We start from the raw sequence: 21,117 nt of genomic DNA on the forward strand, positions 1-21,117 counted from the left end.
CAGATAGATTTTGAAGAAAGTAGGGTAAAAATCAAAGACGTTCACCCTACGCAAGCTAACTCAAGGTCGCTTTTATAAATATAAATGTATAAAAAATATTTGGAAGTTAACACAGAATCTAAAGCCAGATGAATTTTGGCTTATTTTTAACGGGCTAAAGCTCGTTCCTATTGAATAATTAAAACAATTTCCTCAATACCCTAAAACGATAATCAAAGATATGTTCCAGCTTCTTTTTCACGAAAAGACCGTGGGCAATTTCACCTAAAAATCCCATGGGAAGTTCATAATCTATAGTGTCTCTCATCAGAACACCTTCGGCATTGGGAATAAATTCATGATGATGATTCCATAATTTGTACGGTCCTTTTTTCTGAAAATCAATAAAGCTTTTCCGGAAGTCTACATGGGTAATCTCAGTCTGCCACTTCATTTTAATACCGAATAACGGAGAAACATAATAATCGATGAGCATTCCTTCAAAGATTTCATCATCTTCCATTTCCGTTAATACGACGAAGCCCATATCCTTCGGAGTAATTTCTGAAAGATTGTTGGCTGAGGAAAAGAACTTCCAGGCGGTTTCTATATCACAATTGAGCTGTTGTTCACGGAAAAGAGTATGCTTCATAAGACCGGATCAGTTTATCTGATTGTTGTGAAACAAATGTATGACAAAGATTTAATTATAGATCCACATCAGTACTGGTTTTCCCGATTTCTGAATCATCGGATCAATTTCTTTCATCGCGTTGTTGGAAACAGTCGGGCAGCCCCACCCTTCGGGAGATCCGTCAGGAAACACTTCCTCATCGCTCATAAGATTCCAGGAATGAAAGACAATATATCTTTTTAAAGCATTACTGTTGGTTTCTTCGAGACCGTGCATCAGGTATTTGATATTGATTCCCCAATCGCTGTAGCCTCTTCCTTCCAATTTATACTTTCCTAAAGATGAAAGGTGGCTTCCATCTTCATTGCTGAAACCCGGATTGGCTTTAGAATCATCTTTACTCCATGAATTGGAACCGCAGCCATGTCCTACCAGATATTTCTTTGATATTTTATTATTTTTAAAATCCCAGATAAAAAAACGGTTAACACCGGAATGAAGGCTCATATCAATAAGAATGCAGAAGTCTTTGCTGAGATTCTTTGAATCACAGAATTCCAATGCTTCTTCCGCTTTACTTTTTATTTTCGAAAGATCGGCTTCAGGCTTCTTTTCTGCCGCCAGAGGTCTATTGGTTATTATTGTATTGCTTTTCCTTTCCTGGGAACATGAACCCATCCAAAAGATGATAATGAACAACAGATAAATCCTCTTCATGTATTATTTATAGTGTTGAAAAATTCCGAAATCTGAAGGGGTCCAAAGTGCGGCTTTTTGTCCTGCAGCTTTTAAAGCGTTATTGCTCCAGGTATTGCAGGTATAAAGAAAGCTGTACGTTCCTTTTGCATCGTAAAAGGCATCATTATCACCGTATACGGCATCTGTTGGAATCAACATGAAGTTTCCGTTCTGGTCTCTGTCAAATTTATCTTCTACAAATTTTACCAGATTCTGGTATTGATTTCTGCTGATCATGATCATTTTACAGTCGTCGCCTTCTTTCATCGTATTATAATAGGTACAGTGCATTGCGGAATCACTTAGCCAGAATGCAGCTTTTATGGCTGTTGAAAATTTCAGATCTGCCCATGTGGGAGTATCAAGATAAAACCCTTTGTCTCCCCATCCTATTCCTATATACTGATAATCTGTTTTTTTTGATTTTGTATTGGCAAAAGGAATTTTCCGGCTCCAGTCCTGAAGGTCATTTTTTACAGGCATTACGATATCGGTATGCACTCCATTGGTGTAAATATAGATTGGGATTTCTTTCTTCTGTCCGTCATCTTTTGCTGAAACGGGAATATAGGGAATCAGCAGCCCAAGGATTACGTAAATAATTACAATTCCTAAAATAATTCCTAGCACTTTCAGGATATACATTAATATCGTTTTCACAGTCATGTTTTTTAACAAAATTTAATCTTTAATTTTTAGTAAAAGTATTTGTTTTAATCGAAAAAATGGCTATATTTAGTTACGAAATATTCATAAATATGCGTAAAAATACTAAATCCCAAAAAAGATTTAAAATAAGAGTAAAAACTGCTCCTAAAAGAATACAGAAAAGACGTTGATTTTCGGTGAGATTTTGATCTCCTGAAAATCAATTTTTCTTTATAGGAAAGGCTTTTTAAGAAACTTATTGATGTAAATCTTCACCTCCTTAAAGCGAAAAATTTAAGGAATGGTCAATTATCAGCTCTGGTTTGGAACTTCAAAAAATTCCAAAAGAGGAATTGTCACCGAAAGTTCAGAAAAAAATCAGTCGGAAGTCTTCTGTAAAAACTCAATATTTCTCTTGAGACCAGCAAACTTGGTTCGTTTTACGGGAGATTTTCTGAATATTTCCGAGAAAATTTCCTGGGTAAGTTCTTTCCACTCTCCTTTTTTAAAGTTTTTCAAGGCTTCATTGGGCTGGAAACGGCTCTGTTTATTGGGTGCAGAGAATCTGTTCCAGGGGCAGACATCCTGGCAGATATCGCAGCCAAACATCCAGTCTTCCATTTTATCTTTAAAATAATCCGGAATTTCATTTTTGAGTTCTATGGTAGCATAAGAAATGCATCGGCTTCCATCTATAATCTTTTCAGAAACAATGGCATCTGTGGGACATGCATCGATACACTTTCTGCAGCTTCCGCAATGATCTGTAGTGGCATGGTCAGGAATTAGCTCCAGATCGCAGATGATTTCGGCCAGAAAATAAAAAGAACCGCTTTGTTTGGTAATGAGGTTGGCATTTTTCCCTACCCAGCCTATTCCTGACTTCTTAGCCCAGGCTCTTTCCAGAACCGGCGCAGAATCTACAAAGATACGAAATCCAAATTCCCCTATTTCTTCCTGCAGCCCAGCAACCATTTCACGGAGTATTTCTTTGATTACTTCATGATAGTCTTCTGCATAAGCATATTTTGAGATTTTAAAGTTCTCCAGCGTTGAAATTTTTTCTTCAGGAAAGTAATTGTAAGAAAGTGAAATCACAGATTTTGAACCTTCTACCAAAAGTCTCGGATCAAGTCTTTTGTCGAAATGATTTTCCATATACTTCATTTCGCCGTTATAATTATTCTTCAGCCATTTTTCAAGATGAGGAGCTTCTTCCTCGAGAAAATCAGCTTTGGAAATGCCACAACTCTGGAATCCAAAACTTTTTGCCCTGGATTTTATGAGTTGGGAATATTTTTCAGCGTCTGCATTCATTAATTTCACACTGCAAAATTAAGATTATTTTATCAATCTTCAGATTTCTGCCAAAGTACATCCCATTGATGGTTCTTTTCTGAAAAAATTATGTTTTAATTAGGATTTTTTTCAAAAAAAAAATACGTAATTTCGTTTCTAATTTAATGTTTAAACCAACAACTATGTCTTTAATAGAAGTAATACAATCAGGAAACTATGAATTAATCGATGTTCGTGAGCCAATGGAGCTTGAAATGGACGGTAATATAGATGGTGCTAAGAATATTCCTTTAGGTGAAGTAGAAGACAGACAGGATGAGATCCTATCTATTGAAAAGCCTGTTATCTTATTCTGCAGAAGTGGAAACAGAAGCGGAAAAGCATTGGATTATCTTAACGCTCAAGGATTAAAGGACGGTTACAACGGCGGAGGCTGGGCTGAGCTGAAGGCTGTTCTGGAAGCAAATCAGGGAACTTTTTAAAAGTTCCTTTTTTTATATCTTATTTCTATGAATCTGAAAAACTATTTTGAAACACTTTGTTCTTCATTCTCCGAAAACAAACAGCTGATCGACAGCCTGTGGAACGAACTTGAAACCAGATATTCTGAAAAAGGCAGACACTACCACAATCTTCTTCATCTTGAAAATATGTTCAGTGAACTTGAAGCTGTGAAAAGCGAGATTTCAGATTTTACAGCCATTTCTTTCTCCGTGTTTTACCATGACGTTATCTACGATGCTTCTTCTAAGTCTAATGAGGAAAAAAGTGCGGCCAAAGCAGAAAAAAGGCTTGGAGAACTTCATTTGAACAAAGACAGAATTTCACTCATTTCTGCGCAGATTCTGGCAACAAAATCACATCAACGTTGTGATGATGAAGACACCAATTATCTGCTCGATGCTGATCTTTCTGTATTGGGCAAAGATTTTAAAACTTATCTGGAATACACTCAGAATATAAGAAAAGAGTATTCCATTTACCCTGATTTTCTGTATAAACCGGGACGAAAAAAAGTGCTCAAACATTTCCTTGAGCTTGAAAGTATTTTTAAAACAGAATATTTTAAGGAAAGATATGAAGCCCGGGCAAAGGAAAATATTGCGGCCGAACTTCAGTTATTGAAATAAAAATAGATCAATCTGTTTATTTAACAAAACAAAGACACCCGTTAACAGGTGCCTTGTTGATATTGTATATTATAAATATTTGCTGATAAATCCGGCCGCTTTCTCCAATACAAGCTCAGGTACTTCTTTATGCGGTGTATGGCCTATACCGGGAATGATATATTTTTCCGACCTTCCACTGACCTGAGTCACTGTTTTTTCTACCTGATCCAATGTCCCGTATTCATCAGCCTCTCCCTGAATAAATAATAACGGAGCTGTAATATCTTTCAGGAAATACTCTATATTCCAGGTTCTGTAATCATCCCGTGTCCAGGTTTCTGTCCAGGCCCTGAAAAGCATTTCTACTTTATTACCATGATATTTCTGTAAACGTTCCGGAAGATTGGTCGTTTTGTAAGCTTCCCAGGCATCGTAAACACCTTTTAAAGTTGTTTCTTCTACAAAAATATGACCAGCTTCACAGATAACGGCTTTTATTCTTTCGGGATATTTTGCAGCGGTGATCAAAGCAATTGTTCCACCGTCACTATGCCCGAAGAGAATCGCGTTATCAATATTCATTTCAGTCAATACATCATTCAACAGATCTGCTTCCAGCTCCATATAATTTACAGGTCTTTCATGAGTAGGCATGGGGAATGATTTTCCGTATCCTAACCGGTCATAAGCAAGGGTATTGCATTGTGCCGCTTTGGATAATTTAGCCGGAAAATCTCTCCAAAGCTGCACTGAACCTAATGAGTCATGCAGAAAAACAATCGTAGGCCTGTCTTGAAATTGATTATTGTGTTCGATATATAATTTTTGTTCCTTTACATCAATTATTCTTCCTTCCATCGAATAAAATCATATTAAAAAACCGGCATTTTCGTTTCTTCAAATTCTTTTAAAAGATGGCTGAAAACAGTTTCCACCGGAAGAATTTCATCAATTAAAGCAGAAACCTGGCCTATTTCCAGTTCTCCGTCTTCCATATCTCCTTCAAACATTCCTTTTTTTGCTCTGGCTCTTCCCAGCGATGCGATTAAAGCATCTTTGTTTCTTCCGTTCATATAAATATCTTCCAGCTCATTGAAGAATTTATTTTTAACCATTCTTACAGGAGCCAGTTCTTTCAACGTAAGGTGTGTATCTCCTTCCTGGAGTTCTGTAATTTTCTTTTTCCAGTTTTCATGGGCACTTGCTTCGTGGGTAGCAGCAAAACGGGAACCGATCTGTACACCGTCTGCACCGAGAATCATTGCAGCCTTAATTTGTGAACCTAAAGCAATTCCTCCGGCAGCGATTAACGGTTTAGAAATATGTTTCTTTACATTCGGAATAAGACAGAATGTGGTGGTTTCATCTCTTCCGTTGTGGCCTCCTGCTTCGAAACCTTCTGCAACAATGGCATCTACTCCGGCATCTTCACATTTTACAGCGAATTTGGTGGAAGAAACAACGTGAGCTACTTTTATTCCTTCTTTCTGAAGGGTTTCCGTATAGGTTTTCGGATTACCGGCTGATGTAAATACGATTTTCACTCCTTCTTCAAGGATGATCTGAATGATTTCCTCAATATTAGGATATAACATCGGTACATTTACCCCGAATGGCTTATCTGTTGCGAGTTTACATTTCCGGATATTTTCTCTCAGGATATCAGGATACATACTTCCTGCTCCTATTATTCCCAATCCTCCACAGTTGGAAACGGCAGAAGCAAGTCTCCATCCTGAATGCCAGATCATACCAGCCTGGATAATGGGATATTTAATAGTAAAAAGGTGTGAAATTCTATTGTGTGTAGCCTCCATGTCATGAAGTTTTTTTGCAGCGTTAAAATCTATAAAATTGCTCATGCGTAAAAATACTAAAAACAATGGTTTTCCGGGAAATATCTGTCCATATTTTCCATCGTGGATTTTCGTCTTTATAAAGTTCGATGATAAAAAAAACCTTCAGAAATTCTGAAGGTTTTGATTTTACTTTGTTAAGGATTGTTTCTTCCAGTTAGACTTAAAGTTACAGCTGTCGTAACGTCCGTCAATTGAAATAAAGGTTGTAGGTAACTTGGAGTTGACAAACTTTTCAACCATTTCACTTTTCTTTTTATTCAGTGCCATCTGCTTGATTCTACTGAAGTCTGTCTCCAGCGTAATCTGGTGTGAAGGAATCACATCTTCCACTTTGATGATCTTGATTTGTTTTCTTTTGTTCTCTTCATCTTCAAAAGCAGTAGTGATATCACCTTTGTTTAAACCTGCCAATTCGTAGCTGATTGTTCCCGGGATACTTTCTCTTTCAATTTTATCAGAACCATCAGCTCCAGGAATGATCCCTGCGTTGAATTTTGTTCTTTTATCATCTGAGAATTTAAAAGCGGCATCTTTGAATGTCATTTTACCATCGACAATAAGACCTCTGATACTGTCTAATTTTGCTTTTGCCGTTTTGATCTCATCATCAGTAGGAACAGCTTTCAACAAGATGTGTCTTGCATCATATACTTTACCGGATCTTTTCACCAACTGAATAATGTGGAATCCGAATTCAGATTCAACAGGATCTGAGATCTCATTTTCCTGAAGGTTCAATGCAGCAGCTTCGAATGGCTTCACCATCTGCCCTTTATTGATATTTTTATATAATCCTCCGTTGGCAGCTGACCCTTCATCTTCAGAATAAATTCTTGCCTGGCTTTCGAAAGTTTCCCCTGCGATAATATCCTGCTTGATTTTTTTCAGTCTGTTGATAAGGTCTTGTTTGTGAGCTTCTGTAAGTGACGGATAGATCATAATCTGAGCTAAAGTAACTTCATCTTTTACCTGTGGCAGCTGTGTTTTATACATATTGTAGAAATCAGTTACCTCATTTGGAGTTACGTCTGCTTTATCAGTAACTCTCTGGTACTTCGCCTGTCCGTAATACTGGTCTGTATCTATTTTCTCGATAGCATTTTTCAGTTCATAAGAATTTCTGAACTTATAGGCTGCAAGCATTGTTTTTTCATCCGGAAACTGAGAAAGCATCTGACGGTATTTTGCATTAGCCTGTTCTTTGATGGCTGCAGAACGGTTCTCAATTAAGGTATCTTTTTTTGCTTCGTATACAAGAAGCTTATTGCTGATAAGATTTTCCAGGAACTCACATTTGTCTGTGTTGGCAGCACCCTGCTGTTTACCATAATTCATCTGCTCGATTACATCAGATTCCAATACAATCTCATCCCCGATAACAGCTGCAATACCATCCACCAGATCTCCTTGTTTTAGCTGGGCATTCATCATATTTGAAGAGAATATCATGATGAAAATCCCAAGAAGAAAAGTGATTTTTAGTTTATTTGTCATTTTACTATTTTAACAAGTTGCAAATTTAGAATTCTTAACGAATTTCCTTCAATTTTTTATTATAAATATTTCTTAAAAAGACTTATTTATTGCAGTTCAACATCAAATGTTGTCAATTCTTTGAATTGTCTCAATCTGCTGAACATATCAGCTTCGTTTACTTCCTCTATTCTTTCTGTTCCGAATTTCTCTACGGTGAATGAAGCCATTGCAGATCCAACGATAAGAGCAGACTTCATCGTTTCGAAATCAATTTTTCCTTTTTTAGCAAGATATGCCGCGAAACCTCCTGCGAAAGTATCTCCGGCTCCTGTAGGGTCGAAAACATCTTCTAAAGGAAGTGCCGGGATAGCAAATACTTTATTGTCATGGAAAAGTAAAGCTCCATGCTCTCCTTTTTTGATAATTACATATTCAGGACCCATAGTGTGGATCTTTTTAGCTGCTTTCACCAAAGAGTATTCTCCTGAAAGCTGTCTTGCCTCTTCATCATTGATGGTAATTACATCTGTTTTTGCAATCATATCCATCAAAATATCCCATGCAGAATCCATCCAGAAATTCATGGTATCAAGGATAACCAGCTTAGGACGGTTGTTCATTTTTTCAAGTACAGATAACTGAACTCCAGGGTGTAGGTTTCCAAGTAGTAAAATTTCGGCATCCTGCATTGAATCCGGGATTTTCGGATCAAAGTTCTCCAACACGTTTACTTCTGTAGCCAAAGTATCTCTTGTATTCAGATCGTTGTGGTATTTTCCGGACCAGAAGAATGTTTTTCCTTCTTTCACGATTTCAATTCCTTCAATGTTTACCTCTCTGTCTGTGAACATATCCAGATGTTCCTGTGGAAAGTCTCCTCCTACTACAGAAACAATTCCGGATTTAACGCCTAAAATTGATGAAGTGATCCCGATATAAGTGGCTGCACCTCCTAAAATTTTGTCCGTTTTACCAAATGGTGTTTCAATTGCATCAAATGCAACACTTCCTACAACTAAAAGTTTCATATATTTTTCAATGTATATTAAAAGTAATTATTTTTTCCATTCAAAAGTGTCCAGCAGATGTTTCATATCATTTTTGATATAATTTACTGCGGGAGCAAGAGAGTCCGGTTTTGGCCTCGTGTTAAAGTATAAGTAAGCAGTTACGAAGTGTTTCGTACTGTCTGTAATGTAAAACTGAAGATTAGAAGCGCTCTGCCCTTTCAGTTCATAGAAGTTCCCGTATACTTTCTTTTCAGGGTATTCGAAGGATTTTGTATCTATAGAACTGGCTTTGATGGTATGTTCATACACCATTTTTTCAGCTTCCTTGATATGGTCAGCAAAGTCGTTTTGTATCGGATAATAAGTAACGAAAAGCTTAGCTTTCATTTTCGGATAGTTCAGATAAAACCAGCAAGGTTTTTTGGCTGGCGTTATGGAAGCAAAGTCCGAATACTCAAAGGTATAGGCGCAATCGTTTTCAAACTTCTGGTATTTCGGTGCGGGATATTCAAGACGCAGTTCTCCATAAGGTTTTGGTGAAGGGTCTTTTCCACATGAAATTAAAAGCAGCGATACAAAAATAAAAATGACTTTTTTAATCATTTTGCAAAAGTACAAATTAGATTTCAGATTTCAGAAGACAAATTTCAGTCTTTCAGTGTGTTTTGAATGTAAATTTCCAAAGGCTTCGGAAAGGATTTTTCATGAGAGTCTTCAAGGTCTGTAATCAGGTATTGATTTTCAGCGATAAAATCATTCCATTGTTTTTCTGAAGTAACCTCAACATTCCAAATTTCAATGCTTAAATTCTTATGAGTCAGTTTATGGGTAACTGTTTTTGAACCTGTAATGAAGGGTTCCATATCGGAAGGAATAACTGTTGGAAATTCAAATAATTTCTTCCATATGAAGTCATCTGCTCTCTGACGGATCAGAAACTGTCCTTTTCTATGAACAAAATAATAGGTCAAAGCAAGATCTTCTGCTTTTACTTTTTTCGTTTTTACAGGATAATCCGAAATTTTTTGCATGGAAAATGCAAGACAATTTTCATTTACAGGGCATTCTCCGCACAACGGATTTTTGGGTTTACAGATTTCCGAGCCGATATCCATCATAGCCTGATTAAAGTCTCCTACATTTTCCGGCATTACCAGGGCGGCCAGTTCAGAAAAATAGGTAAACGCTCTTGAATTTGAAATATCAAAATCATCGGCAAAAAGACGGCTCAGAACACGGTAGAAATTTCCGTCAACCGCAGGCATTCTTCCACCGAAACAAATGCTTGAAACAGCTGCTGCAGTATATTTTCCTACTCCTTTCAGTTTTAAAATTTCTTCATATTCGTGAGGAAAGACACCCTGATAATCGTTCATGATCTGCCGGGCCGCTTTATGAATATTGATGGCTCTTGAATAATATCCCAATCCTTTCCAATAGAGTAAAACTTCGTTTTCTTCAGCTTCTGCCAATGTTTTTACATCAGGAAATCTTTTAATAAAATTATTATAATGATTCAATCCCTGATTGATTCTCGTCTGCTGAAATACAATTTCACAGATCCAGATTTTGTACGGATCTTTTGTCTGTCTGAAAGGCAGATCTCTTGCATTATTTCTGTACCACTCCAAAAGCTTGTTTCCTATATAAAGGAACTCTGAACCTGTTTTATTTTTTTCCAAAAACCAATCTTATTTTAAATCATTGAAGAGATGATCTTCTCTTCATCCTGAACATTGTTTCTATGCTGCAAAGATAGGTTTATTTTATTTTTCCTGTTTTTGATGTTGAAGGAGTTTTTTTGTGAATCCGTTATTGTATAACTTTTTTACTCTTATCTATTCCTACTTACTTGAATATCAAAAAAAATATAAACATCATGAAGTTAAAAAGGATTTCATCAATTAGTTTATTTATTCTGATAGGATTTCATCCAAATCAAGCTGTCTGAGTGATATTTTTTCAGAGATCTCTTTTTGCATCCATTCTTCATCACCTGTTTTCGCATTCGTTCCCAAAGCTGCAATGAATAATTTTTCAATAAATAAATCATTGTTCTTGAAAAAAACCGGTATAACAATTTTTCGAGACGTATTTTGATACTGATCTGTGTAACCTAAAATTAAATTGAAAACTTGCTTGTTTTTTGTATTAGTCTCTATTTCTATAAAATCACAGTCAATGTTTTTTGTAAAAAATATTTTATTATCGGCTTGCGCTTTTAAGGTATAGTCATTTGTGTTTTTTTCTATAATAATGAGATCATTTTTATCACTTTTATTAAAGTTAACTCTATAGTTTTTAGTTTGTGTGGAATTTAAAGATGGTAGATCTTCTTCATCCATATTTTCTTTTAAATTTATTTTATCACTATTGGCTTTCGTATTATTTTCTTTACAACTAAAAAAGAAAATGAGAGGTAATAAAATTAAAACGGGTTTCATCATTATCCATTTATCTTAATTCAAATATTTGGAAACAGTAAGGATTATTTATTTTTTAATTTTTTGTAATGGCATTTCATTATTTCCGGGGTTGATAAAATATATAGGATTTCCTGAAATAAAGTAATTGTCGTCTGATTTTTCAATGTAAATAACTCCCATCTCATCAGAAGAATCATTATATTTTATTTTAATTTTTTGATGATTAATTTCTTCAGCCTTTAATTTAGAATATTTATTTGTTGTTCCTTCTTCAGTAATATCCATAGAAATATCTTCAAGGGAATTTATTATGATGTTAAAAATAGTTTTTGCTTCGTCTCTATTTGAAGCTTCAAAATGATATTTCCCTTTCCAAAAATCAATACTTGTTTTCGTAATATTATTATCTTTTGAGAAAGATTTTTGTTGTACTGAAGATATTTTGCCTGAAGAATTTATTTTATAATGTTCCCATTTTTCAACATTTGCTCCAGATTCATCTTCTACGATATCTAATAAATAAATTTCATTTTTATTAAGGTAATAATATTTTGTTTTTACAGTTAATGCTTCTGAAAAATTAAAAGATTGGTAAATAACAATCGAGTCAGTTATTGTTTTATTTTTTTCAATATACAATGTCGTTTGGTAACTTAAATCTACATTATTGCTTTTAGGAATATTATTTTTAATGAATAACTCTATATTAGAAGACAGTTTTCCAATAATGTTTTTTTTATTTATTGAGTTTAATTTTTCATAATTGAATTTAATTTTAGATAGGGTACATTTTGCATCATCTTCTTCAATTTGTTTTTCTGATCTATCAAAAAAAGTAGTTTTTAATTTACAAGTAGGATTGATAGAGCTGACAAAATTCAAATCAGAAATTAACTTATCACCATTCCAATTTTTATCAATGGATATTTCTTGGGAGAAAGATGGTTTTGAAACATTCTCTTGCGCTTTTTTGCAAGAAAAAATACTTAAAAAAGATAATAAAATAATTAGATTTTTCATTTTTCTTTAATTGTTTTTATAACACTACTATTAAAATTTCCAGAATGCAAATGACTATTGTGAAGGCTTCCCCCATTACCAGCTCTTTTTAGCTTCTGACAGTACTCATTTATACCCTTTAAAACTTCTGTAAAATGGAAAAATATTGCACTATCTATTACCTTTTGATCTTGCTCAACAATACCTAAATAAAGTGTATCTACACTTCTTCCATTACAATGTTCCTGACTTGGAAAGCTTGAACCTTCAGAAAAACAACTACCTGTTGTAGTTAGTTTGTATCCAGATTTAGCTAAATACCCAATAAATCCAGCAAAAGAATCTGCTCCAGTATACCTTCTTTGAGTTTTTGAAAAGCTATAAGCAATAGAAACACCATCTTTTTTATAATTTAAACTATCTGGCATTTTAATTAATTCAACATTATTTTTTCCTGCTTTATATAATAGCCAAATAATTCCTTTTTTAGGATGAGTTCCGTATTCTGCAATATCTCCATTTTCATATTTTACCCGTCTAGATGTATTTCCTTCAGAAACATTTTGATCAGAAAGAACTTTTGAATGAGTAGGTTTAGTGTTATAAACTTGTCCAACACCCTTTTCTTTAGTCGTATGCCAATCTACAGTAGTTATTTCATGCTCATTTCCTTTTGAATCATGATAAACATATTTATATCTAGTTTCATTTCCTTCCTTTATTTTTTTAGGAATATGCTTTTCGATTTTGTTATCATGATATATATGATAAGTTACAATATCTTTTGCATTAATATTATCATTTTTTGTACTATTATTGCCGCATGTAAAAGTCTTTGTTTTATTAGATCGTCCTAATTCTTCTACTTCTTTCAAAGCTTCTTCGAATTCCCAAACATAGGATTTTCCCTCTTTACCTTTATAAAATTGCTTTTTGCCATTTTTATCGATCCAAAATTCGTGTGTCTCTCTTTTGAACATTGAGTTGTCATCATATGCATCTTTCGTACTATCATAAACAACATAATTTTTTTCAGAAGCATGGGCTGTTGAATTTGGATAGTTTACAGCTAAGTAAAGAGCAGTTCTATTTTTTAATAGATTTTTATACATTTTTTTCTTAAAATGTTTTTCAACGTAGTCTAATTGTTGTTCTGCAGTTAATGACATCAAATGAGTTCTTGTTGTCCCAATTTCCTCTGCTGCAGCTTTTCCAAATTGTATTAATCCAATATATTTGTATTTACTATTTTCATCAGGATTTTTCTCAAAAGTACCACATTTAGGGCTAAATGAATATGCTGATTCTAAAGCTATAATTGTCATTAACCAATTTGCCCCTTCATAATTTTCTTGTGGTAGTTCTAAATTTTTAGCAATTTGCACTACTTTCTTTCTAAACTCACAACTTACTTTCCCTCCCCATACTAAATCTTTATACTGTTCCTGACATATACAACTTCCTGGTTTATCTGGGTTTTGCGTATTCTGCACTCCCACCGCACTCTTCACCTTCTCCACTTCCATCAGTCCATCCGAATTTACCCCAAATTTCTGAGATTCCGCGGAAAGATCTTTGGAGATAATTTCTAGAAAATAGTTTTGTATATAGAAATTCGAATTGCCTATAGGAAAGCCTATTCCTTTTTCAGAACTAACTTTTGTAATGATAAATCCTGAGGTATCGTATATATCGGCAGGAATTTTAATCATTGCACTTCTATAAACTTCATGAGTGGATGTGGAATCATATTTCCAGATGACATATTGGATGTGTTTTCCCACCATATTTTTGGAGTGAATTCTGACCCTAACTTTATCTCCTAAAGCTACTTTGGAAAGCTCTTTTCCTGTATCATCTATGAAAACAGCTTCTATAATATTACCTTTAGGATCCGGCTGTTTGGGACCACCTTCTGGTCCGACAGAGAATTTTGGTGTGTGTTTCTCAGGCTGCGGCTTGGGTTGGGGTTGAGGCTGGCCCTTATAATCAGGGTTGGCTACCTCTACATTCACCTGGCTGGCTCCCTGAATTTTCCCGGAGTAGGTAGCCGTAATATAATATTCATGATTGGCGCCTTCATTTCTGTCTCCTTGCATCAGAAACTGATTGGCCATCTGACGAAGGATTTTTTCATCAGACATCAGAGGAATAGCGACTTCCGCAATTCCTTTTTCATTGACGCGAGCCTTGTAGCTGCGGGTGTGACGATTGTTTTTGTTAATACTGGCATCGTGCCCTTTCCCAGGAGCGTCATCTTCCCAAAGGTGAAACTCAATTTCTTTATTAAACATCGCGATGCAGTGAGCCTGCGCAATAAGAGTATCACGGTAGCTGGCTGTATTGAAATCTTTTGCTCCTCTGTTGAAGAGTACTACTTTATCAATCTTCGGGACCTTGTTGCTGATAGGAACAATTATAAGACTGCCAGCCAGTTCCCTGGTAACGGAAAGGCCGGGTAAAATCCCTTTTTTAATCTGATACACCTTCATTTGAAATTCTACTCCCAGCGCTATTTCTCCAAAGTTGTAAGTCACTTTTTCACCGGTTTTTGGCTTTCCGGTGATATCTTTCCAGCTTCCGTTCTTTTGTTTCTTAAAAAGATACCATTCATAGTCCCCATTCAGTACAAATGAAAGTCCTGAAGGCTCTATTTCGTAGGAACACACTGTTCCAACCCGAGGATTCTGATCCCCGGCAATATTCCCTGTCATGGCTGATAGAATTTAAATAGCTTCCAGCTGAAAGCTATAGAGACAGGTATTACTTTTCAGATTAAATTGTAGGAGAGGATGAAGGATTATATCCTCATACAGGGTTACATTCTTTTTCATTTTGTTTTTGTGTTTGTTCAAAAACAAAAGTAAAAAAAATCATGATATAGTGATATAAAAAACTTGAATTTAAAGTTAATTCTTCTCAACAGAATATACCGGAGCTGCTTTTAACCACTGATACTTAAGGTTTCTGTCTTTGGCTATAAAACGATACCCTTCAAGCTTCTTCAGATACACATACATAGAATCTGTATTTTTAATCTTTAATTTGTATTGAGATAAAAACAGCATTGGCATATCTACCGTAGAATCTCTTACTGTTTTCAATACTTTTCCGGATTTTACTTTATAGAGATAGAATGATTTTCCACGGCCTTTTGAACTGTCTGAAAGTTTTACCTCTGAACTTGCAAGTACGAGTTCACTTCCATCAAAACATTCATCTTCATTCATGATGTATGCTTTTCCTTCCTGGCGTTCCTGTGCGAAAAGATCATTTTCGTAAGTGCCCGGACTTTGGTATTTTTTTTCACAACTTATCAAAAGAACCATTGATAACATTGGTAAACCAATGATAAGTTTCTTATTCATATTCAATTTCATAGGTGTTGGTTGAAAAAAAACCGATGTAATATTGCATCGGTTTTTGTTATGTAAAGTATGTTTATGTTACTCCTGAGTATATTCTGCATCCCATTCGTTACCATCATCTCCTTTGTGTCCGTCCAATTTAATAACGAAACTTTTTGTAGGGAAATAAGGGGTCATACGGATATCCAGCCATACTCTGTCTTTGTTTACTCTGTCCTGCTCGAAACGTACAATTTTGAATTTCTCGATCAGCTTGTCCGGTCCTTTGATATTGTCAAGGAACGTTACAATCTGTCTTCTCAAATCATCCTCGTTCTTAGCGTTCCAGTTTTCGAAAGCCCTTCTGTTAAGGAAATCAAGTAATACTTTAGTTACATAGTCGAATACACGAACTACGGAATACGTCTGAAGACCGATATTGTCTCCTGTAAATAAGGTCTTCGCTGAGAAAGCCATAATTTTTCCGTATTCGTTAACCATTGGTACAAGACCCATTTTTTCCAGCTGAGAAATTTCACTTTTCTTAAGCTCGAATTTTACAGCGTCTACTTCGTTGATATTACCATGTTTTTTACCTGCTGCTACCTGAGACATCAGTGTTTTATGGATTTTTCCTGCTAATGAAGTGGAAGGCGGAAGTTCCACGTTTTCTTCTTCCCCTACTTCTTCAGCTTTACCACGTCCTACCAGCCAGTTACACGTCATGATAACGTTACTTCTGTGAAGCTCACCTCCTGTAAGGTTTGCAGAGTGGAATAAATCTACCACGTCATCCGGCTTATCAAGGTTGGCGAAGTCTGTAACCATCATTACTTTGTTTTCGTTACAGATTTTTGCCCACTTCTCGATGACCTTGTTTGATCCTAAATATCCAGGTATGGCAAGGATTGAGTAGTTATCTCTAAGGTCAAGACGATCATAATAATTTTTGAATTCTTCTGAAATAGCATCAATGAACAAAGGATTATCCAGATCGGAAACCTGCTCAAGGCTTGCATTGACGATACTTACGTTATCCACTTTATCCAATTCCGTATTTTTATAGAATTGAGCTACTGTTCTGTAGTTGGTTTCCAGCATACGAACAGCATCCAGTGTATTTTTTAAGTTTTTCTTTAAATTCTCGTCGGCCTGTTGTGCTTTACTTTTGCACGTATCAGCCATTTTATCAGCAGATTCGCTACCTTCTAAAAGGTTTACCCAAAGGTTGATCTTCTGAAGAAGTTCTTTTCTTTCTTCTGCTTTATTGCTGTCGTTCAGGAAGATTTCTTTTCTTGCCTTTCTTGTTGGGTTCATATTGGCAATACCGTCTACAACGGATTCAACAAAGCCAAATCCTCCCATTTTATTGAGCTCTGCAAGCGGGTTGCCCTTCGGCTGCCCTGCGTGTTGCTGCTGACCCTGCTGCTGGCTTTCTTGTGCCTGTAATTTGCTATCCATGATTTAATGTAAGTCTTTAATTATTTTTCAAGTTCTTGTGCCACTTCTTTCAATACCTCTATGAACGCCGCTCTTGTCTGATCGTTCTCCAGCATATTGCGTAGAATTTTGTTTGTTTTCAGCTGACGTACTATTTTATTGTACTGCTCCTGTTCCATGCTCAATTGCTGCAGATAATCAGACTTCTGAGTAAGGCTTTTAGGGGTAAAGTCTCCAAGGTTTTGAAAACGGAATTCTTCTTCTACCACTCCACCATCTTCTGTTTCGTGCTGTACCGATACTGAAGGCTGGAAATGTCTGAAAACGTCTTCCACTGTTTTTAATCCTGTTACGATTTCAGGGGTATAAGACTCTTCTGTTGTAAGCTGGCTTACTATCAGTGATTTATTTTCCTGTATTTCCTGAATAGCTTCATTAGCGTCTACTTTTACCTCGTTTCCGCCAACACCATAATTAAACATTGCCATATTATTGTTATTTTGAGATTTACTATTTTGGTTTGGATCTGTCCTTGAGTAATTTACCGATGAATCAAATAAATTACCAATCCAATGTTTAAATTTAAAAAAAAACTGTAACATACAAAATTTTACTAAGATTTTTCTTGGATCATCAAAATTCTCCTGCATTTATTCAACATAAAATCACCGTATTACGATATCACTAAGCTATGAAAAAATAAATAAAGTCTTTCAAGAAAAATTAAATAATTTTTCGTTCTCCGTACTCTGTACAAAATAGTAAAATGAATGTTAAAATAAGAAATCCTCAGACTTTACAAGAAAATATTCTTTATATTTAAAGAAAGTGAACAGTGTTATGAAAGATGTAAAAATAGCGTTCAGAAAACCGATATTTCCAGTTTCAGAAGCATTACAGCAATATTTGGAAAAATACAACAGAACCACCAAAATTAAGTTTCTGTATGAAGATCTTTTGAGATTTAATGATAGTGTGAGTATTCTGGATAAGGAAGGAAAAGATACCTTATGGCTTGGAGTATTGTATTCTGAATATGAGTTTAAAGAAATAGAAGCTAATTTAAATAAAATTTACACCCTCCTTCATTCTGATGGAGATACCGCTACGCTACCTTATCTGACAGTGGATACCATCGATTTTTGTACTTTCGGAAATTCAAAACCCTTCCGGATAAGGGTGAGAAATGTACTGAATGATAATTATACCTATTTTTATATTAAACAGGCTGATGCTTCCCGGATATTCGGGCTGGAACTTGAAGACCTGCTTTCTCCCAACCGGATTAACTTTCTGGTGTATAAAAACACTCTGATTGAAGAGCATATCCTAGGAATTCCCGGGGATGTCTTTATTCAGAAACATCTGCCCAACTGTACAGAGCTAGAAAAGGCACAGATCTCCAAGGAATTTGTGAAATTCAACGAACGCTGTCTTATCGGGCTTCTTGGTGACATGCGTTCTTATAATTATGTGGTGATTCCCATCCATGATTTCGACCAGGTGATTTACAGAATCCGCCCCATCGATTTTGATCAGCAGACTTACGAGGGAAATCTGAAAGTATATCTTCCCCAGTATTTTAAAGAAAACAATCAGATGGTGAATATGGTTCTGGAAAAACTAAAGCCAAGTTCTATAGAACAGTACCGTAAGGAAGTGCGTTCGCAGATCGTAAAAAGAGTTACGAGCAGCCAAAACAGGTTTTATGAGCTCATTTCTATTATGAAAAAAGACAATATTGCGCCGGAAGCCAATGTCATAGAACTAAGGACAGCCTTACAAAAACTCACCTACGATGTCAATTTCAAGTATTGTAAAACCATGGGAGATATTATGGAAACCGGAATAAAGTTTGTGCTCCGGAACTATAAGAAAGAATATTAAAAAGAGAATCCGCCTCAAGTGAGGCGGATTCTTTCTTGTCTAACAATTTAAGGTAAAATTACCAGATTTTTATTCTGTCCTGAGGAGCTTTATACATTTTGTCTCCCGGTTTGATATCAAATGCTTTGATGAATGAGTCCTGATTGACCAACGGACCAAATGCTCTGAACATTCCCGGAGAGTGAGGATCGGTTTTCACCTGGTTGATCATATACTGATCGGTAGCTTTCGTTCTCCAAACCGTTGCCCAGCTCATGAAAAATCTCTGATCCTGAGTGAATCCGCTGATCTTTCCAGGGTTTCCTTTATCTTTTAAATACATCTGAAGGGCATCGTAAGCCACTGCTACTCCACCTAAGTCACCAATGTTTTCACCACTTGTAAATTTACCGTTCACGAAGCTTCCTTTTACTGGTTCATAAGCACTGTACTGAGCAGCTAACTGACCTACTTTTGCATCAAAGTTTTTACGGTCTGCATCCGTCCACCAGTTATTCAGGTTACCATCTCCATCGAAACGGGAACCGCTGTCGTCAAATCCGTGAGAAATTTCGTGACCGATAACGGCTCCGATTCCTCCGAAGTTCACTGCAGCATCCGCTTTAGGATTGTAGAAAGGAGGCTGAAGAATAGCTGCCGGGAATACAATTTCGTTGTTTGATCCGCTGTAGTAAGCATTTACAGTTTGTGGAGACATTCCCCATTCTGTCTTGTCAACAGGTTTTCCTACTTTATCCAAACTTCTCTGATACTGCCATGCTGCCACATTCTGAAGGTTTGAATATAAGGTAGCTCCTTCTTTTGGAGATTCTACTTTCAACTGTGTATAATCTTTCCATTTATCCGGATAAGCAATTTTTACAGTAAACTTGGATAATTTTTCCTGAGCTTTTACTTTGGTTTCCGGAGACATCCAGTCTATATTGGCAATATGTGTTTTGAATGATTTTAAAAGGTAATCAATATACGTTTCCATCTGCTTTTTAGCTTCTGGAGTGAAGTATTTGTCTACATACAGTTTTCCGAAAGCTTCTCCAAGAACACCATTGACAAGGGAAAGTCCTCTTTTGTTCATTGGACGCTGTTCTTTCTGACCCTGCAAATATTTGGCATAGAAATCAAATCTGATCTGCTCTAAATTGTCATCCAGGTTGCTTGCATTTCCGTTGATGATATGGTATTTCAGATAATCTTTCAGTAAAGGAAGGTTTTTCTGGGTAATGAACTGATCCATATTCTGGTAATATTTCAGTTCTCCGATGATCACTCTGTCTGTGTTTACGCCTGCATCTTTCAGATATTTGGCAAGATCAACGTTTTTCACAAGACCCGATAATTCAGATACATTTTTAGGGTTGTATCTTAAGTTGGCATCTCTGTTCTGCTCAAGTGTCAGCAAGTAATTGGCAAGCTGTTTTTCAAAGTCTACGACATTCTGTGCAGCCTGAGTTGTATTTTTATATCCTAAAACTCCGAATAACTTTCCAACATAAGTCTGATATTCTGCCAGTGTTTTAGTATTGGCTTCATTTACTTTCTGGTAATAGTCTCTCCCCAAACCAAGATCCGGACCACCAAGATACACCGCATTCATCTTGGAATTCTTCATATCAGCACCTACTCTCCATCCGTAGAAAGAGTTATCTCCTAATCTTGTAGCTTCCAAAAGGTATTTCTGAAGATCTCCAAGAGTTTTAATAGCATCTACTTTGGCAAGATCAGCTTTGATAGGTGCCAGACCTTCAGCGTTTCTCTTATTTGTATCCATAAAAGAAGCGTAAAGATTCTGGATTTTCTGCCCTTCTGATCCTGCAGGATATGATTCTGTAAGAATTTTGTTCAAAATATCTAATGAAGCATCATCTACATTTTCTCTCAAGGCATTGAAAGAACCCCAATTGGCTTTATCGGCAGGAATCTGAGTCGTTTTCACCCAGTTTCCGTTCACATAGCTAAAAAAGTCATCCTGTGGACGGACACTCGTATCCATATACGATAAATTAATTCCCTCTTCTTTTGCTTCTTCTTTTACCGGTTCGGCTACTTTTGCCGTAGTTTCAGTTTTATTCTCTGTCCCTGCAGTCTTAGCTGTACCACACGAATTAAGAAATACAATACCTGAAAGGGCAAGTATTCCAATATTTAGCTTTTTCATTAAAGATAATTTTTGATTTTACACAAACTTATCAAATATACAAACTTTAATTATATGTAGTGAATGATAATTGATATATGGTGAAAAGCGAAAATTCAATGTTCAATG

Annotated in this window: 20 protein-coding genes; 3 read left to right on the forward strand and 17 right to left on the reverse strand. The window is 35.8% G+C overall.

Annotated features, from left to right (window positions below):
* Window positions 1–178 precede the first annotated feature (178 nt).
* The 4 genes from LIV57_RS20155 to queG all read right to left on the reverse strand — a co-directional run bounded on the left by LIV57_RS20155 (window position 179) and on the right by queG (window position 3,316).
* Window positions 179–631 carry an SRPBCC family protein gene (locus tag LIV57_RS20155; RefSeq protein WP_227944031.1) on the reverse strand — a complete coding sequence of 151 codons (453 nt, stop codon included), beginning with the start codon at window positions 629–631 and terminating at the stop codon, window positions 179–181.
* Between the two features lie 51 nt (window positions 632–682).
* Window positions 683–1,330, reverse strand: a complete 648-nt coding sequence (locus LIV57_RS20160) for a murein L,D-transpeptidase catalytic domain-containing protein (protein ID WP_227944032.1) — start codon at window positions 1,328–1,330, stop codon at window positions 683–685.
* Window positions 1,331–1,333: 3 nt separating this feature from the next.
* Window positions 1,334–2,017, reverse strand: a complete 684-nt coding sequence (locus tag LIV57_RS20165; protein WP_110009168.1) for a TIGR02117 family protein — start codon at window positions 2,015–2,017, stop codon at window positions 1,334–1,336.
* A 360-nt stretch (window positions 2,018–2,377) separates the two neighbouring features.
* A complete protein-coding gene (queG, locus tag LIV57_RS20170; protein WP_227944057.1) occupies window positions 2,378–3,316 on the reverse strand; it encodes a tRNA epoxyqueuosine(34) reductase QueG in 939 nt (312 codons plus the stop codon).
* Between the two features lie 164 nt (window positions 3,317–3,480).
* Between queG and LIV57_RS20175 the strand changes: the two genes are divergently transcribed.
* Window positions 3,481–3,780 carry a rhodanese-like domain-containing protein gene (locus LIV57_RS20175; protein WP_047377132.1) on the forward strand — a complete coding sequence of 100 codons (300 nt, stop codon included), beginning with the start codon at window positions 3,481–3,483 and terminating at the stop codon, window positions 3,778–3,780.
* Window positions 3,781–3,807: 27 nt separating this feature from the next.
* Entirely contained in the window at window positions 3,808–4,428 is a 621-nt protein-coding gene (locus LIV57_RS20180) for a hypothetical protein (protein WP_227944033.1), read from the forward strand.
* 69 nt (window positions 4,429–4,497) lie between these two features.
* Here the strand turns inward: LIV57_RS20180 and LIV57_RS20185 are convergent, their stop codons facing one another.
* From LIV57_RS20185 to LIV57_RS20240, 12 genes are all read right to left on the reverse strand, one after another.
* Window positions 4,498–5,268, reverse strand: coding sequence for an alpha/beta fold hydrolase (locus LIV57_RS20185; RefSeq protein WP_227944034.1), 771 nt, complete (start codon window positions 5,266–5,268; stop codon window positions 4,498–4,500).
* Window positions 5,269–5,282: 14 nt separating this feature from the next.
* Window positions 5,283–6,227, reverse strand: coding sequence for an NAD(P)H-dependent flavin oxidoreductase (locus LIV57_RS20190; RefSeq protein ID WP_227944058.1), 945 nt, complete (start codon window positions 6,225–6,227; stop codon window positions 5,283–5,285).
* A gap of 168 nt (window positions 6,228–6,395) precedes the next feature.
* Window positions 6,396–7,763, reverse strand: coding sequence for a peptidylprolyl isomerase (locus LIV57_RS20195; protein WP_227944035.1), 1,368 nt, complete (start codon window positions 7,761–7,763; stop codon window positions 6,396–6,398).
* 86 nt (window positions 7,764–7,849) lie between these two features.
* Window positions 7,850–8,773 (reverse strand): PfkB family carbohydrate kinase, encoded by a 924-nt coding sequence (locus LIV57_RS20200; protein WP_034692120.1) that lies wholly within the window; start codon window positions 8,771–8,773, stop codon window positions 7,850–7,852.
* Between the two features lie 27 nt (window positions 8,774–8,800).
* Complete coding sequence (gene gldD / locus LIV57_RS20205; RefSeq protein WP_110009162.1) at window positions 8,801–9,358, reverse strand: gliding motility lipoprotein GldD; 558 nt, start codon at window positions 9,356–9,358, stop codon at window positions 8,801–8,803.
* A gap of 44 nt (window positions 9,359–9,402) precedes the next feature.
* Window positions 9,403–10,437, reverse strand: a complete 1,035-nt coding sequence (gene mutY / locus LIV57_RS20210; RefSeq protein ID WP_227944036.1) for an A/G-specific adenine glycosylase — start codon at window positions 10,435–10,437, stop codon at window positions 9,403–9,405.
* Between the two features lie 231 nt (window positions 10,438–10,668).
* Window positions 10,669–11,202 (reverse strand): hypothetical protein, encoded by a 534-nt coding sequence (locus LIV57_RS20215; protein ID WP_227944037.1) that lies wholly within the window; start codon window positions 11,200–11,202, stop codon window positions 10,669–10,671.
* 45 nt (window positions 11,203–11,247) lie between these two features.
* Window positions 11,248–12,201: a hypothetical protein gene (locus LIV57_RS20220; protein WP_227944038.1), complete on the reverse strand. Its 954-nt coding sequence runs from the start codon at window positions 12,199–12,201 to the stop codon at window positions 11,248–11,250.
* Complete coding sequence (locus LIV57_RS20225; RefSeq protein ID WP_227944039.1) at window positions 12,198–14,894, reverse strand: hypothetical protein; 2,697 nt, start codon at window positions 14,892–14,894, stop codon at window positions 12,198–12,200. Before LIV57_RS20225 ends, LIV57_RS20220 begins: the two co-directional genes overlap by 4 nt.
* A gap of 195 nt (window positions 14,895–15,089) precedes the next feature.
* Window positions 15,090–15,548: a hypothetical protein gene (locus LIV57_RS20230; RefSeq protein WP_227944040.1), complete on the reverse strand. Its 459-nt coding sequence runs from the start codon at window positions 15,546–15,548 to the stop codon at window positions 15,090–15,092.
* A 78-nt stretch (window positions 15,549–15,626) separates the two neighbouring features.
* Window positions 15,627–16,988 (reverse strand): DUF5458 family protein, encoded by a 1,362-nt coding sequence (locus tag LIV57_RS20235; RefSeq protein WP_062676366.1) that lies wholly within the window; start codon window positions 16,986–16,988, stop codon window positions 15,627–15,629.
* 20 nt (window positions 16,989–17,008) lie between these two features.
* On the reverse strand, window positions 17,009–17,455 hold the full coding sequence (locus LIV57_RS20240) for a type VI secretion system contractile sheath small subunit (RefSeq protein WP_041461881.1): 447 nt from the start codon (window positions 17,453–17,455) through the stop codon (window positions 17,009–17,011).
* Between the two features lie 352 nt (window positions 17,456–17,807).
* On the opposite strand from LIV57_RS20240, the gene LIV57_RS20245 reads away from it, so the two are divergent.
* A complete protein-coding gene (locus LIV57_RS20245; protein ID WP_227944041.1) occupies window positions 17,808–18,854 on the forward strand; it encodes a hypothetical protein in 1,047 nt (348 codons plus the stop codon).
* Between the two features lie 58 nt (window positions 18,855–18,912).
* On the opposite strand, the gene LIV57_RS20250 is transcribed toward LIV57_RS20245, so the two are convergent.
* The gene (locus tag LIV57_RS20250) at window positions 18,913–21,009 is read right to left on the reverse strand and encodes a M13 family metallopeptidase (protein ID WP_227944042.1); all 2,097 of its coding nucleotides are present in this window, start codon (window positions 21,007–21,009) and stop codon (window positions 18,913–18,915) included.
* Window positions 21,010–21,117 lie beyond the last annotated feature (108 nt).

It is taken from the genome of Chryseobacterium sp. X308 (assembly GCF_020733145.1).
Lineage (GTDB): Bacteria > Bacteroidota > Bacteroidia > Flavobacteriales > Weeksellaceae > Chryseobacterium > Chryseobacterium cupriresistens.